At 59.4% G+C, this 15,131-nt stretch carries 12 protein-coding genes and 3 tRNA genes; 4 read left to right on the top strand and 11 right to left on the bottom strand.

From position 1 onward, the window contains the following. Positions 1-118 precede the first annotated feature (118 nt). The 4 genes from ABDK11_RS14265 to ABDK11_RS14250 all read left to right on the top strand — a co-directional run bounded on the left by ABDK11_RS14265 (position 119) and on the right by ABDK11_RS14250 (position 5,982). Positions 119-2,746 (top strand): TonB-dependent receptor, encoded by a 2,628-nt coding sequence (locus tag ABDK11_RS14265; RefSeq protein ID WP_346837181.1) that lies wholly within the window; start codon positions 119-121, stop codon positions 2,744-2,746. A 172-nt stretch (positions 2,747-2,918) separates the two neighbouring features. Then, positions 2,919-3,983 carry a cupin-like domain-containing protein gene (locus ABDK11_RS14260; RefSeq protein WP_346837180.1) on the top strand — a complete coding sequence of 355 codons (1,065 nt, stop codon included), beginning with the start codon at positions 2,919-2,921 and terminating at the stop codon, positions 3,981-3,983. Positions 3,984-4,117: 134 nt separating this feature from the next. Further along, a complete protein-coding gene (locus ABDK11_RS14255; protein ID WP_346837179.1) occupies positions 4,118-4,831 on the top strand; it encodes a SapC family protein in 714 nt (237 codons plus the stop codon). 119 nt (positions 4,832-4,950) lie between these two features. After that, complete coding sequence (locus ABDK11_RS14250) at positions 4,951-5,982, top strand: sulfite exporter TauE/SafE family protein (RefSeq protein WP_346837178.1); 1,032 nt, start codon at positions 4,951-4,953, stop codon at positions 5,980-5,982. Between the two features lie 309 nt (positions 5,983-6,291). On the opposite strand, the gene ABDK11_RS14245 is transcribed toward ABDK11_RS14250, so the two are convergent. The 11 genes from ABDK11_RS14245 to ABDK11_RS14195 form a co-directional block, all read right to left on the bottom strand. Next, positions 6,292-6,366, bottom strand: a tRNA-Gln gene (locus ABDK11_RS14245). Positions 6,367-6,406: 40 nt separating this feature from the next. Beyond that, positions 6,407-6,483: transfer RNA gene (locus tag ABDK11_RS14240), tRNA-Met, on the bottom strand. A 137-nt stretch (positions 6,484-6,620) separates the two neighbouring features. After that, positions 6,621-7,535 carry a DMT family transporter gene (locus ABDK11_RS14235; protein WP_346837177.1) on the bottom strand — a complete coding sequence of 305 codons (915 nt, stop codon included), beginning with the start codon at positions 7,533-7,535 and terminating at the stop codon, positions 6,621-6,623. A 99-nt stretch (positions 7,536-7,634) separates the two neighbouring features. Next, positions 7,635-8,726: a redox-regulated ATPase YchF gene (gene ychF / locus ABDK11_RS14230; RefSeq protein ID WP_346837176.1), complete on the bottom strand. Its 1,092-nt coding sequence runs from the start codon at positions 8,724-8,726 to the stop codon at positions 7,635-7,637. A gap of 71 nt (positions 8,727-8,797) precedes the next feature. Continuing rightward, positions 8,798-9,400 carry an aminoacyl-tRNA hydrolase gene (gene pth, locus ABDK11_RS14225; RefSeq protein ID WP_346837175.1) on the bottom strand — a complete coding sequence of 201 codons (603 nt, stop codon included), beginning with the start codon at positions 9,398-9,400 and terminating at the stop codon, positions 8,798-8,800. A gap of 11 nt (positions 9,401-9,411) precedes the next feature. Next, positions 9,412-10,047, bottom strand: a complete 636-nt coding sequence (locus ABDK11_RS14220; protein ID WP_346837174.1) for a 50S ribosomal protein L25/general stress protein Ctc — start codon at positions 10,045-10,047, stop codon at positions 9,412-9,414. A 233-nt stretch (positions 10,048-10,280) separates the two neighbouring features. After that, a complete protein-coding gene (locus ABDK11_RS14215) occupies positions 10,281-11,213 on the bottom strand; it encodes a ribose-phosphate pyrophosphokinase (protein WP_346840205.1) in 933 nt (310 codons plus the stop codon). 363 nt (positions 11,214-11,576) lie between these two features. Further along, a tRNA-Gln gene (locus ABDK11_RS14210) sits at positions 11,577-11,651 on the bottom strand. A gap of 20 nt (positions 11,652-11,671) precedes the next feature. Next, entirely contained in the window at positions 11,672-12,538 is an 867-nt protein-coding gene (gene ispE / locus ABDK11_RS14205) for a 4-(cytidine 5'-diphospho)-2-C-methyl-D-erythritol kinase (RefSeq protein WP_346837173.1), read from the bottom strand. Between the two features lie 110 nt (positions 12,539-12,648). Continuing rightward, a complete protein-coding gene (gene lolB / locus ABDK11_RS14200; RefSeq protein ID WP_346837172.1) occupies positions 12,649-13,263 on the bottom strand; it encodes a lipoprotein insertase outer membrane protein LolB in 615 nt (204 codons plus the stop codon). Then, the gene (locus tag ABDK11_RS14195; protein ID WP_346837171.1) at positions 13,247-15,049 is read right to left on the bottom strand and encodes a tetratricopeptide repeat protein; all 1,803 of its coding nucleotides are present in this window, start codon (positions 15,047-15,049) and stop codon (positions 13,247-13,249) included. Before ABDK11_RS14195 ends, lolB begins: the two co-directional genes overlap by 17 nt. Positions 15,050-15,131 lie beyond the last annotated feature (82 nt).

Here is a 15,131-nt window from a genome sequence, read left to right as displayed (position 1 = left end):
GATCTTGAGAATGACAGCGCTATCATAAAAACGAATGACAGCGCTATCATTTGGCGGTACAAGGTGAAAAAAATTTCTAACCAAACCTTTATATCAATAAAAAAGGAAGGGGAAATCGATGCTTAAGCGCAACAAACTCGCACTCTCCGTCAGTGCAGCTGTCCTCAGTGGTGGCCTGGTGGCACCGCTTGCGATGGCCCAGACCTCTGGTGATGCTCTCGAAGAAGTTACCGTTACTGGTATTCGTGCTTCTCTGCAGGATGCACAGTCGGTAAAGCGGAACTCTGTAGCCATCGTCGACGCGATCTCTGCGGAAGATGTTGGTAAATTTCCAGACAAAAACGTCGCCGAGTCTCTGGCTCGTATCACCGGTGTCGGGGTAACTCGCGATTTCGGTCAGGGCGAAAAAGTTACCATCCGCGGTGCTGGTGCAGACTACAACCGCACCACGCTGAACGGTCAAACGGTTGCTACTGCCGACTGGTTTATTCTGGACAACCCTGCACGCAGCTTTAACTTTACTCTGCTGCCCTCCACCCTGATTAAAACCCTCGAGGTGCACAAGAGCCCGGAAGCGTCTCAGGATGAAGGTTCTCTCGGTGGTACCGTGGTTGTTCGCACCAACCGCCCGCTTGATCTGGACGCCAATCAAGCTTCAGTTGCGGTAGAAAACACTTACACAGAGACATCCGAAAGCTGGGATCCGACGGTTTCCGGTCAGTACTCCTGGAAAAATGCCGATGAAACCTTCGGTGTTCTGGTTGCCGGCAACTACCTGAAGCGCAATCAGCAGCGTAACGGTTTTGAGGTGTTGGGCTGGAGTGATGATAATTCCAACGGCACCATTTACCCGACTCTGATGGGAACACCGACCTTCCAGCAAGATCGTGAGCGTTCAACTTACTTTGTATCTACACAATTCCGCCCGTCTGACGAGTTGACTTTCACCCTCGACGCCCTGAACTCCAGCGTTGACGCGGACAACATGAATGCCAACTGGATGATCCTGACCGACGATATCACCGATCAGATCGCTAATGGCACCGCGACCATTACCGGTGACACCGCAACCGCGGTGGCCAACGGTTCCGGTACTGCACTCGTCGATTTCATTAACCGTCGTTCAAGCACTGAGACAGAGTCTTACACTCTGACTGGTGAGTACGAAACTGATGCTTTCAGCCTGACTGGCGTTGTGGGTCACACTGCAGCGTCCGGCGGTACCTACCGTGAAACCTCGTGGGAATACGTGGCTGCAGATGCTGACTATTCTTACAATCTGGGTTCGCAGTCATACGGTACCAATCCCGGTCCAACCGATCCGGCAGCTTATTCTGCAGGATGGATCTGGGGTGGCAACAAGCCGACCACTGATGAAGAGAATTACTACCAGCTGGATTTGACTCTCCCGGTTGAGTTTGGCGCGGTCACGGCAATTAAAACCGGCATCAAATACCGCGATGCAGAGCGCACTCAGGATCGCAACGTTTATAGCTGGCACGGTCCGAACACCCTTGCTGGTAATGAAGACAAAGCTGCCGACTGGCCCGTATACCTGGGTTACATTTTTGATCAGTGCCCGACGCTGGCGGACTGCGGTCTTGATAGCAAAGGCATTGTCAGTGTAAACAGCCCCATCGACGGCAACAGCAAGGTGCTCGGTCAGGCGCGCAATGTGATGGAGTCAATCGCATTCAACAGCCTGAATGGTGTACCTGCAGATTACGCTGTGAGCAAATTCCTGCCGGAAATCTGGTCTGTAGCAGAACAAACAACCGCCTTCTATGTGCAGGCGGATTTTGAATCCGGCGCGTTGCGCGGTAACGCTGGTCTCCGTTATGTAACTACCGATCAGGCTTCCTCCGGTTACACTTACATTGGTGATGGTTACGAAACCGTCGATCGGGCTTGGTTGAGCAACCAGGATGTCAAGTGGAACACGGTAGACAATGACTACAGTGAGATACTGCCGAGCCTGAACCTGGCCTATGACCTGAATGACGACATGGTGGTTCGCGGATCCGTTGCTCGGGTTATGGCGCGCCAGAACTGGGACCGGTTGTCAGGCTATAGCACTTTCGGCTCCCTGAACGTAGCTGATCCGAAAGGTTCTGCGGGTAACCCGTATCTGGACCCGACATTTGCCAATCAGGTCGACGTTGGTTTCGAGTGGTACTACGGTGAAGCCTCTGCCTTCTCTACTACTTTGTTCTACAAAGATATCGATAGCTATATCGAGAATGCGTACTACACTGAGCCTCGTTACGACGAAATGACTGATACGTACGTCGATGTTGATTTCGCTGCGCCAGTTAACGGTAAAGGCGGCAAGGTAACCGGTGTCGAGTTGGCAGTTGATCACGGCTTTGACAATGGCTTCGGCGTATCTGCTAACTACACTTATACCGATGTGTCCAACCCGCAGGGCGCAATTGGTATTTCCGAAAATATGGCTAACCTGCAGGGCTACTTCGAGAATGACGCCTTCTCTGGTCGCTTGATGTATAACTACCGTGACAACTACAACAACGGATTCTCATTTAACGGCTTCCCGTTGTGGACCGAAGGATTTGGTCAGGTAGATGCGAGCTTCGCGTATCACATCAACGAAAATGCCTCTGTTACTCTGGAAGCGGTTAACCTGACCGATGAAGAAGTAAAGCAGTATAGTGGTGTTGAGGCTCGTCTGACCTCGCTGTACCAGAATGGTCGTCGCTTTGTGGTTGGTGCTCGCTACAAGTTCTGAGTAAGAGCGTTCAGCCAAGCTAAAGGCTCATTCGGTGTATATTGATTGAGCTAAGTAAAACCCCGCAATTTATTTGCGGGGTTTTTTTATGGCTGTAGGTTTCTTGTCAGGGCAGGTGAATATTGTATTCTTTACTCTGACTATTGGCTGACTAGGGTAAATAGATTCAGTCATGGCGGATGCGTTATCGTATATGAATACCCCGGTAAGAGAAGATATGCAAAATATAGAAGTGATTGACAAAGTTGACCGGCGGTTTTTCGAGTCTGAAATTGTTCCGGCACACAAACCGGTGGTTTTTAAGGGGTTAGTTACTGACTGGCCGTTGGTAAAGTGTGCGCGAAGATCCCCGCAGGCGGTAATGGAATACCTGGGGGAAAGGGATACACCGGGTGGTGTCTGGACGCTTGAGACGGACAGCGCGGCGGACCGTCGATTTTTCTATTCGGACGATCTCAAGGGGTTCAACTTTCAGCGCAAGGTCAGCAGCTTTAGGAAATTCACCCAGCGCTTGCTCGATTACGCTGGTAAAGCAAGTGCGCCGGCTCTATCAATACAGAGTGCATTCGTGGATGAATACTTCTATGGGTTGCGAGAAACTCATCCCATGCCGTTGTTTTCGGGAAGCGTCCGCCCTCGAATCTGGATCGGAAACAGTAGCGTGGTCGCGACACACTATGACGATGCGGAGAATATCGCTTGTGTGGGCGCAGGAACACGGCGGTTTACGCTTTTCCCGCCAGATCAGATAAAGAATCTCTATGTAGGTCCTTTGGATAAAACTCCGGCCGGTGCGCCGGTGAGCATGGCGTCACTCACCCCTCCTGAACTGGAAAAATTTCCCAAGCTGGCGACTGCCCTGGAGAATGCCCTGGTCGCTGAACTGGAGGCGGGGGATGCGATATATATCCCGACCCTTTGGTGGCACCACGTCGAGGCGCTGGCGGATATCAATGTTCTGGTGAATTTCTGGAATGGTGGAAGTCTCACCGGTGCGAGCGGGCCGATGCCATTGGACAGTCTTTTGCTTGCCCTGCTGACGCTGAAGTCTAAGCCAAGGCAGGTCAAGGCGGCCTGGAAGGCATTTTTTGATTATTATGTGTTCGAAATGGAGGGTGAGCCTGGAAGCCATCTCCCCGATGATCTCAAAGGAATTCTTGGCGAAATTGATGAAGCCGGGGCCATGCACCTGAAAAAATGGCTGATCCAGCAGTTATCGCAGGATACTGATAGCTAGCCGCTCGGCTAACGCTGCGCCCGCGAGGGTTGACGTGTGATTGGACAGGTATGGGAGGTGGAATTGTGTGGGTTTTAAAAATATACTTGGGCCGTTTTTGAACAATAACGACTTGAGTTGGGCGGTATTATAAGATGTCTGAACAGCAAACCCCGAAAATTGTTCCCCTGCGCAGCGATGTCCACGGGAACCTGAAAGTCCGCGAGCTGGGCGGTTTCGAGCACGTCAAGGGCGCGCATATGGTGCCGGTCACCGCGCACGAGTTCGCGCGCTTGGGCGCCGAATATCCTATTGTTTTTGTCAAGAATTCCGAGACCGATCAGTTCCAGTCAGTCGCATTGCTGGGCCTGAAGGTAGGGGAGAACCTGTTTGTCGATGGCGACAAGTGGAAGGGTGTATTCGTCCCCGGCAGCATCCGCAACCATCCGTTTGTGCTGGCGCCCGCCGGTGACAACAAAGAGCAGCTGATGGTGGGTTTGATCGAGAACAGCCCGCTGGTCGGCGAAGAAGAGGGTAATGCCCTGTTTGCCGATGGCGAGGAAACCGACTACCTGAAGGCGAAGAAAGATAGCCTGGTGGGCTTCCTGGAGAGCGACCAGATGACTCGCGCCTTCGTTACTGTGCTGGCGGAGAAGGAGCTTCTGACCTCGCAGGACGTTACCGTTAACGCGGGGGGTGAAAAGATCAACCTCAGCGGTATCTACATGGTGGATGAGAAGAAGCTGAGCGAACTGAGTGATGAGGATTTCGCTGATTTCCACAAGCGCGGTTTCCTGCCGCCGCTCTACGCGCAGCTGGGCTCCATGCACCAGTTCTCACGCCTGGCCAAGATGCAGGCGGACGCTTAATCGGCCGGCTGTCCTGTACTGAAACCCGGGCCCACAGGCGGACACGCTGTGTGGGTGTCCGGTAGCGGGGGGCTCATGCCTTCCGCTTTTCCCTTCCTTTCGTCTTAACTGGCTTTTCTATGCGCGGGTCTCTCCTCTGGGGCTGGCTGTTGTTCCTGGCCGTGTTTTACGGCATCTGGCTGTTTCTGGTTGCAGGCTACGATCTGTGGGCTGTTGTCCGCGAACACTGGCCCATGGCGCTGTCTATGGCGATCGGCAGCTATGCCGCCGGCTCCACGCCAATGGGCGGCGGCACGGTAGGTTTCCCGGTGCTGGTGCTGCTCTTTGACACTCCGGCGAGCCTCGGGCGCGATTTCAGTTTCGCGGTGCAGGCTATCGGTATGGTCAGCGCCAGTATCTTCATTCTGGTGCGCCGCCAGCGCCTGGCCTGGCCCATGTTGCGCGGCGCCATGCTGGGCTCGCTGGCAGGTACGCCGCTGGGGATCCTGTTTGTGGCGCCGGCGATCCCCGGGTTGTGGGTAAAGCTGGTGTTTGCCGTGCTCTGGGGCAGTTTCGGTGTGCTCCACCTGTACCGACTCGGTGAGATCACCGCGCACCACGAAGGTTGTAGCGGCGCCCGGGCACGCGATTTCCGCGTGGGCTTGCTGCTGGGGCTGGTTGCCGGGGCGCTGGCCGTCGCGGTTACCGGTGTCGGTATCGATATGGTGGTGTACGCCGCGCTGGTATTGCTGTGCCGGGTGGACCTCAAGGTGGCCATTCCGACTTCGGTGGTCATCATGGCGTTCAATTCGGTGCTCGGTGTGGTGGTCAAGAGTGTCGCAGGGGACTGGCACCCGCAGGTGTACGGCAACTGGCTGGCGGCGGCGCCGGTTGTGGCGCTGGGAGCACCGCTGGGGGTCTATGTCGTGGGTCTGATCGGCCGGCGCCCGACCCTGTTGATCGTGGCCCTGTTATGTGTGGTGCAGTTTGTCTGGACCTGTGTTGCGGAGTGGCCGGCGCTGGGGGGTACCGGGCTGGCACTGGTGCTGTTGGCTCTATGCGGCTGCCTGTGCGGGTTTGAGTCACTGCGCGCGCTGGGCCTGCGCCTGGCGATACGCGCCGGGCGTCAGTCGACAGGGGTGTCGAGCTTCGGGGCCGCCGTACCGGGGTGATTTCCCGGCGCCAGCGGTTCGGGTGCCTGGCATTTCTGCCGACGGTATCGTTCGTAAGTGAGGTTTCTATACGAAAAGGAAAGTGGCTGGGGCGGTGGGATGAGCTTCGCCTGCGGCACGCTGGTCTCCGCTGGCTGCGCCAGCTCGAACCTGTCGCGCTCAGTGCTTTTTCGTTCGGATATCTTGCGGGAAGAGAAAATGGCTGGGGCGGTAGGATTAGCTTCGCCTGCGGCTCGCTGGTCCTGCCGCCTCCGGCTCGAACCTGTCCGAGCCCCGGAGTTTCGATCCGCAATTGCGGGTCGGGAAATATGGCTGGGGCGGTAGGATTCGAACCTACGCATGACGGGATCAAAACCCGCTGCCTTACCGCTTGGCTACGCCCCAGTTTCAAGTACTGCGAAGCGGGCGCTTCGCAGATTGAAAATGGTAGCAAGGGGGAGACTTGAACTCCCGACCTCAGCATTATGAGTGCTGCGCTCTAACCAGCTGAGCTACCTTGCCATTGTCTACTCGATAATGTTTGCCTGTTGGCCTTACCGAGGGCGCGCATTATCGGGCGCTCCGCGGGTAGTGTCAACCCCTTTTTTGTTGTCTTTTCAGTAAGTTAGCGATTTTTTTCGGCCGCGCCGGAAGCGTCTCTAGCGGCCCTTGCCGATTGCGGCAAACAGCGAGCCGCACACCACGGTGGCGGCGCCGAGCCAGCTGATCCAGTTCAGGGGTTCCACTTCAATATAGTCGGGCCAGAAGACGCCAATAAGCGCGCCGAGCGCCAGGGTCAGCAGTGGCACCAGGGCCAGGGTGGCGCTGACGCGAGAGGCCTCCCAGCAGCCCAGGGCTTTGGTGAAGGCGCCGTAGGCAATCAGGGTGTTGGCGGTAAGAAACAGCAGCAGCGCCCAGCCCAGCCAGTCGAGCCCGACCACGCTGAGGGGATCGGCCTTGGGCAGGAAGCACAGGGTGCCGGTCAGATAGATCAGTACCAGCAGGTCCTGGGGTTTGGCATGGCTGAGGATCTTCTTCTGAAAGAAGCCGTAGGTGGCCCAGCCGATTGCTGCAATCACGATAAAACCGAGGCCCAGCAGGTAGTCGCTGTCATTGCCGCTGAGCAATTGTGGCAGGCGCTGGTTGAAAAACAGCGGCAGGCCGGTAACCACAAACGCTACGCCCAGCCACTGGCGCGGCGAAAAGTGCTCGCCCAGCCACAAAACACTGGAGACCAGCAGTAGCAGGGGGGCAAGCTGGATCACAATCTGTGCGCCGCCGGCGGTGATGTGGTTGAGGCCGGTGGCGTAGGTCAGGTAATTGGTCAGCAGGCCGAGGACCGCGCACAGTGTCAGCGGCAACAGCTTGCGGCTGAACAGCTGGCGCAGGTTCAGCTTGCGCGACCAGGCGTAGTAGCCGCCGGCCAGTATCGCGGCACCGACAAAACGGTACCAGGTGGCGGTGGTGGGGCTGATGGTGTCCAGCAGGCCTTTCAGGGCAATGGGTAGCAGCGCCCACATAAAGGCGGTGACCAGCGCCAGCGGCAGGCCGATTTTCCAGTTGGATTGCGTCATGGGTATACCGCAGTTGTCGGGGCGGTCAGGGCGGGGCCGCTGTATGGCGGCCCGAGGAGGCCCGGTCGCCGTGCTCGGCGCCGGGCGTGAAGCGCGGGTTCAGACGTTAAAGCGGAAGTGGACGACGTCGCCGTCCGCAACGATATAGTCCTTGCCTTCGAGGCGCCATTTACCGGCGTCTTTGGCCCCGGCTTCGCCCTTGTAACCGACGAAGTCCTCGTAGCTGACCACCTCGGCGCGGATAAAGCCTTTTTCGAAATCCGTGTGGATCCTGCCGGCGGCCTGGGGTGCGGTGGCGCCCACCGGTATGGTCCACGCGCGCACTTCCTTGACCCCGGCGGTGAAGTAGGTGTGCAGGCCCAGCAGCTGGTAGCCGGCGCGGATCACACGGTTGAGCCCCGGCTCGTCCATGCCCAGTTCTTCGAGGAATTCCTGTTTTTCGTCGTCGTCGAGTTCGGCGATCTCGGCTTCCAGTTTGTTGCAGATCGGCACCAGTACCGCGTTTTCCTCGGCGGCGATGGCGGCCACCGCATCCAGGTGCGGATTGTTCTCGAAGCCATCCTCGTCGACATTGGCGATATACATGGTCGGCTTGACGGTGAGCAGGCTCAGCTCGCGCAGATCGGCCAGCTCTTCTTCGGACAGGCCGAAAGAGCGCAGCGGCTTGGCTTCGTCCAGGTGCGGCTGGATTTTCTCCAGCAGCGCCTTCATCTTGATGGCGTGCTTGTCCTGGCCTTTGGCGGCGCGGGTAAAGCGCTGCAGGGCCTTTTCCACGGTATCCAGGTCGGCCAGCGCCAGCTCGGTGTTGATCACTTCGATATCGGCCAGCGGGTGCACCTGGTTGGACACGTGAATGACGTTGTCGTCCTCGAAGCAGCGTACCACGTGGGCGATGGCATCGGTCTCGCGGATATTGGCCAGGAACTTGTTGCCCAGGCCCTCGCCCTTGGAGGCGCCTGCCACCAGTCCGGCAATATCGGTGAACTCCATAGTGGTCGGGATCACCTTCTGCGGTTTGACGATCTCCGCCAGTTTATCCAGGCGTGGGTCCGGCACCGGTACTACGCCGGCGTTGGGCTCGATGGTGCAGAAAGGGAAGTTCTCTGCATCGATGCCGGCCTTGGTCAGGGCGTTAAAGAGAGTGGACTTGCCCACATTGGGCAGGCCGACGATTCCGCAAGTGAAACCCATGGTGATCTTTCCGTTAACGTGGGGTACGCGGTGCGCACCGTGTGTGCTTGGGGTGGTGCGCGTCGCGCACCTTACGATTTGTTGTTGGTGTGCAGGTCTTTCATCGCTGCACCCCAATCGCCGCTGGTGGCCTCGGGCATGGCGTCGATGGCGTGTTCAATGGCATCCGCCAGCTGTTCCTGCTCGGCCCGGGGGGCGCGCTGCAGGACATAATTGACCACCTCGCGGGCATTGCCCGGGTGGCCGATGCCGAGGCGCAGGCGCATGAAGTCGCGATTGTTGCCCAGGGCGGAAATAATATCCCGCAGGCCGTTGTGGCCGCCGTGGCCGCCGCCGGCTTTCAGGCGTGCGGTACCCGGGGGCAGGTCGAGCTCATCGTGAGCGACCAGGATGGCTTCGGCGGGAATCTTGAAGAAGTGCGCCAGCGGGCCGACAGATTGGCCGCTGCGATTCATATAGGTGGTGGGAATCAGCAGGCGGATATCCTGGCCGCCAATCCGCACCCGGCCGGTCAGGCCGCGATATTTGCTGTCGGACGCGAGCTGGGCGCCGTGGTGGCGCGCCAGCTCGGTGACAAAGTCGGCACCGGCGTTATGACGGGTCCGGTCGTACTCGGGGCCGGGGTTGCCCAGCCCCACGATCAACTGGATTGGAGTATCCGGTGCCTTGGACAAGATATTGCCCCTTACTCTGCTTCGCCGCCTTCCGCTTCTTCGCCTTCAGCCGCTTCGGCTTCTACGGCGCCGCGCGGCTTGTGCACGGAAGCGACAACCAGGTCGTGGTCTTCGCCGTGGCTCAGATCCACAGACTCGACGCCGGCCGGCAGTTTGATGTCGGAGATGTGCAGCACAGCATCCATTTCCAGGTCGGCCAGGTCCACTTCGATGAACTCGGGCAGCTTGGAGGCCGGGGCGCTGATTTCCAGTTCGGTCAGGGTGTGGGACACGATACCGCCGGCTTTAACGCCTTTGCAGCTGTCTTCGTTCAGGAAGTGCAGCGGGGCTTTGATGTGTACCTTGGTGTCGGCGGAAACGCGCTGGAAGTCGATGTGCAGCAGCATTTCTTTAGCCGGGTGGCGCTGCAGGTCGCGCAGAATAACGCTTTCGCTCTTGCCGTCGACGTCTACGGTCAGTACGGAAGAGAAGAAAGCTTCGCTTTCCAGTGCCTTGAACAGGTCTTTCTGCAGCAGGGAAATAGACTGCGGTTCAGCCTTGCCACCGTAGATGATGCCGGGGACACGGCCTTCCAGGCGACGCAGGCGGCGGCTCGCACCTTTCCCTTCGTCGCTGCGGACGTTGGCGTTCAGTTTGATATCAGACATGGGTTAAACCTCGGGTTGTCTGCCCAGAGCGACCTGCGACCGGACCGCTCTGGCATTGTTGTTAATCGGATTGCTTCAATCCAATAGTAAACGCCCGGCAGTGCCGGGCGGGCGCGTATTTTACGGGAAAGGCTGCCGGATCGCCAGCATATTCGCGGCTGTAGCAAGCTGGTAGCACAACGAAAAAGGGCGAACCGGTCGGTTCGCCCTGGGGAGTGCGCTGATGGCGGGGCTCAGGAGCGGAACATCGCCGACAGCGACTCCTCGTTGCTGATGCGGCGCACGGATTCGGCCAGCATTGCCGACAGGGTCAGCTGGCGGATCTTCGGGGCCTTCTCCATCTTGTCGCCGAGCGGGATGGAGTCCGTGACCACCAGTTCATCCAGCACCGAGTTGTTCAGGTTGTCGATGGCCTTGCCGGACAGTACCGGGTGCGTGCAGTAGGCGATCACCTTCTTGGCGCCGTGCTCTTTCAGTGCGTTGGCGGCGTTGCAGAGGGTGCCGGCGGTGTCGACCATATCGTCGACCAGCAGGCAGGTGCGGCCGTCGATCTCGCCGATGATGTTCATCACCTCGGCGACGTTGGCAGCCGGGCGGCGCTTGTCGATGATCGCCAGGTCGCACTCCAGGCTTTTGGCCACGGCACGGGCGCGCACAACGCCGCCAATATCCGGGGAAACCACCACGAGGTCTTCGTAGCTCTGGCGCTCGATGTCGTCCAGCAGTACCGAGGAGCCGTAGACGTTGTCTACTGGCACGTCGAAGAAGCCCTGGATCTGCTCGGCGTGCAGGTCGACGGTCAGTACCCGGTCGATGCCCACACTGACCATCATGTCGGCGACCACCTTGGCGGAGATCGGTACCCGCTGGGAGCGCACGCGGCGATCCTGGCGCGCGTAGCCGAAGTAGGGGACCACCGCGGTGATGCGACCGGCGGAGGCGCGGCGCAGGGCGTCCACCAGCAGGATCAGTTCCATCAGGTTGCGGTTGGTGGGCTGGCAGGTGGACTGCACCACGAAAACATCGCGGCCACGCACGTTGTCGGTGATTTCCACCGCGATCTCGCCGTCGGAGAAGCGTTTGACCACCGCTTCGCCCAGGGGGATCGCCATATGGTCGACAATCTTCTGCGCCAGTTCCGGGTTGGCGTTGCCGGTAAAGACCATTAAGTCAGCCACTGCGAGTACCTTTGGTTCTGTTGATTCTGATAGGAGTAAAGAGTTTAGATGCCCGTGTTTGTGAAAGCTGTCTAGCGCGCGATTGCGTCACCTTTTGCTGTAAGCGGCACAGGCGGCCGCAGAAAGATACTGGTATGTGCTTCTAATACGGGCCTGTGGGCAGGCTGCTAAGTAGCTGTGCTGCAATTGGCATCACAGAGAGTGTTCTGCGTGGCCTGGCCCGGAGTGCCCGGCGGCACAGGGATGTGCCGCCCGCAAATCAACTTGTTGATTTGTCGGGAGCCGAGTGCGGACATGCGCCGCGATCGGCGTTTTTGCAAAATTCAGGATGGATTTTGCAAAACTAAAAAGTGGCTGGGGCGGTAGGATTCGAACCTACGCATGACGGGATCAAAACCCGCTGCCTTACCGCTTGGCTACGCCCCAGTAGATCTGCAACCTGTTGCTCAGGTTGCTAGTTTCGCCAGCTCGCGATGGGTGGGAGACTCGTTGACTCCTGCGGCTACAAAGCCGCTCCATCGCTGTGGCAGTCGGGCGAGAATCTCGCCGGCCGCCTGCGCTGAATCGAACGCTGCGAAAACGCAGGCCCCGGTGCCGGTCAGTTGCGCTCTGGCAAACTGTTGCAGCCATTCGCGGGCTGCGCGGATATCGGGGTAGAGACGTTCGACCAGGGCTTGGCAGTCGTTGCCGGAATGCTGTTCCAGCCATTCGCTGTCCAGGAGCCCCCCGCGAAGGTGCGCTAATGTAATTGCGGTGGAATCTCTTGTCAAACGCGGATCGCCAAAAACGGCTGCGGTGCTTACCGAACAGCCGGGTACCAGCACCAGGTAGTGTCGCTGGGGTGTGTTGACCGGTTGCAGTTTTTCACCAATCCCCTCCGCCCAGGCGGTGCGGCCGCGCACGAATACCGGCACGTCGGCGCCCAGCTGACGGCCCAGCGCGGCCAGCGCACCCAGGGGCAGGCCGCAGCGCCACAAGTGGTTCAGTCCCAGCAGTGTGGTGGCGGCGTCGGAGCTGCCGCCACCGATGCCGCCGCCCTGCGGCAGCCGCTTGTGCAGCACAATGTGTGCCCCGCTTGCGCAACCGCTCTCGCGCTGCAGGAGCTGTGCCGCGCGGTAAATCAGGTTGTCTTGCAGTGGAATATCGAGCCCGCCGGCATCCACGCTGATGACATTGTCATCGCGGGATTCGAATTCCAGCTGGTCGCCGAAATCGAGTAGCTGGAACAGCGTCTGCAACTCGTGATAGCCGTCGTCGCGGCGGCCGAGGATGCGCAGGATCAGATTCAGTTTGGCGGGAGCGGGAAGCAGCATGGTTTTAATGCGGAACGATGAATTGTGAATGCGGAATATATAACAGGCCGTGGCAAAAGTATTTTTCCGCCGCCGGACATATCCCGCACGCCGCATTCATCAGCCCGTATTCAAAGTTGCCACTCCTTGATTACCAGGGTCACTTTCACCGGCCCGGCACCCTGATCGGTGCTCGCCTTGATTTTGGTCGGCAGCACATAGGGGCCGCGGTTCTGGTAGCCACTGAAAGTCAGGTTCCAGCCGGCCTGCTGCAGGCTCTGCAGCAGGCCGGCGGCATCGCGGTGTTCCTCGCTGGGAGCGGAGCCGGGCGCGGCGAGGCCGCGCACCCAGTAGAACATTTCGGTGATCGGCATCGGCCAGCCCAGGGCCTGTACGGTGAGTGCGGCCGGATTGCTGGCGCGCAGGGGCGGCTCGTCGCCGCGTTGCAGGGTGACGCCGCCGGGGGTGCCGCTGATCACGGTAGCACCGGCGCCCAGTGGGCCGCTCAGGTGTATGCGGTAACTCGGGGCCGTACGCTGTTCCCAGGTCAGGTTGGCGCTGCCGCTGTCGTGCGGGGCGCGCACGCCGAGTTTGCCCTTGATGGTCCAGTACTGCAGTCGGGCGACGGACTGCTCTGCCGCGGTGGGCGGTTTGGGCTTTTGCCCGGCGCAGGCGCCGAGCAACAGGCAGAGGAAAATGGTTGTGATCGATCTCGCGGTGAGGTGGTAGTCAGCTGTCCGATGCATGTTGTTCCAGGGATTCGTTGCTTTGCAGGCGTTTCATGGCGGCCGGGATAATCTTGCTTTGCGGGTTGATCTTGAGGCCGCGCTTCCACACTTTCATAGCGCCGTCGCGGTTGCCCTGTACCCACAGCACTTCGCCGAGATGGGCGGCGATTTCGTGATCCGGCAATTCTTTCATGGCCTTTTGCAGATACTTGACCGCTTCGCCATGGTTGCCCAGACGGTACTCTACCCAGCCCATGCTGTCGATAATCGCCGGGTCGTCGGGGCGCAATTCCAGTGCCTTGCCAATCAGCTGGCGCGCCTCCTGCAGGCGCGAGTCGTCTTCGATCAGTTTGTAGCCGAGCGCATTGAGCAGCGTGGCGTTGTCCGGGTCCCGGTCGAGCAGTTTGCGCATGCCGTTTTCAAACGCGACGTTATTGCCCAGCTGTTCGTTCAGTAGCGCCCGGGTGTAGATCAGCCGGCCGCTGTCACTGTGCTGCTCGAGTGCCTCGTCGACCAGCGCCAGAGCCTTCTGGTTGTGGTCGTGTTCGCGCAGCAGGTCCACTTCCATCAGGTAAAAATTTTCCGCCTGTTTCGGGTGGCGCTGGCGCAGTTCGGCGAACCAGTCGCGGTTGTCCTTGTCGTGGCCGTATTTCGCCAGCAGTTCGGTGCCGCGTTTGATCGCCGGCACATAATCGGAGCCCGGTTCAACATGGCGGTAGTTGCTGATCGCAGCGGTGATGTCGCCGTCCTGCTCGGCGATATTGCCGAGATAGAAGTGCGCGGCGGATTTGTGTTCACCGAGGGCGAGCAGTCGCTCGAACAGCGATTTGGCGGCGTCTATCTGCCGGGTCTCGTACTGGATCAGTGCCAGCGACAGAATCATATTGCCGTCGCGTGGATGCTGGCGCACCAGCTCGGCGAACTGTCGCTGCGCGAGCCCCAGGTCGTCGCGGATCAGCAGGCGCGCGTATTGCAATCGCAGGCGGCTTTCACGCGGGTAGCGGTCCACCAGTTTTTCCAGTAGCTGGATCGCCTCCTTGCGCCGGTCGAGATCGACCAGAATATGGGATTGCAGTAGCGGCGCGTCGAGCATGGCCGGGTGCTGTTGCTGCACGCGTCGGGTAATCGCCAGCGCCTGGGGGTATTGTTTGCCGGCACGCAGCATCATGGCGTTGGCCAGGGTCACTTCCGGGTTGTCCGGGTATTTGCTGGCCAGGCGGGCAAACTCGGGCGCAAACTTTTTGGTCAGTTTCGGCTCCGACACGGCAGTCGCGGCCAGGGACTGCATCGGTGCGTCGGCGCCCAGGGCCAGAGCCTTTCTCGCATGTACCAGGGCATCGTCCAGGTTGCCCGACAGGGTCAGCTCGGCGGTGGCCGCCAGCTGCGCCTCGGTGTTATCCGGTTCCAGCTCCGCCCACAGCTGCGAGGCGTGCAGGGCCGCGCGGCGGGCGTTGAGGAAACGCGCGATACGGGTGGCGCGAGCGGCGACGCCGGGGTCGCGCGTGCGCTCGGCCTGGTAGTAATAGTTGGCCAGAGCCACATCGTACTGTTCGCGATTGCCGGCCACTTCCGCCACCAGCAGGGTGTAAAAGGTGTCGATCGGGAAGGGGCGCCGTTTGGCGGCCTTTTCCTTGTGCATGTCTGCCGCCGCCGTCGCCTGCTGCGCCGGCGGTGCCAATGAAGCATTCGCCGCCGGCGTTCGCGCCTGCTGGGCACAGCCGCCCAGCAGCAGGCTCAGGGTCGCAGCCAGCAGGAGCGGGCGGGAGGGGATGTTGGCGAGCGGAGACTGATTGGCAGACAGCATAGGGGTGTATCCATACAGTGGCGCCGCGCGGGCCTTTGCGCGGGTGACGTGTTGTGAACGATTATCGCCGTATAATTCTAGT

This window comes from Microbulbifer sp. SAOS-129_SWC (assembly GCF_039696035.1).
Classification (GTDB): Bacteria; Pseudomonadota; Gammaproteobacteria; order Pseudomonadales; family Cellvibrionaceae; genus Microbulbifer.
Note: the sequence above shows the minus strand (reverse complement) of the source record. Positions and strands in the feature narration are given on the sequence as shown.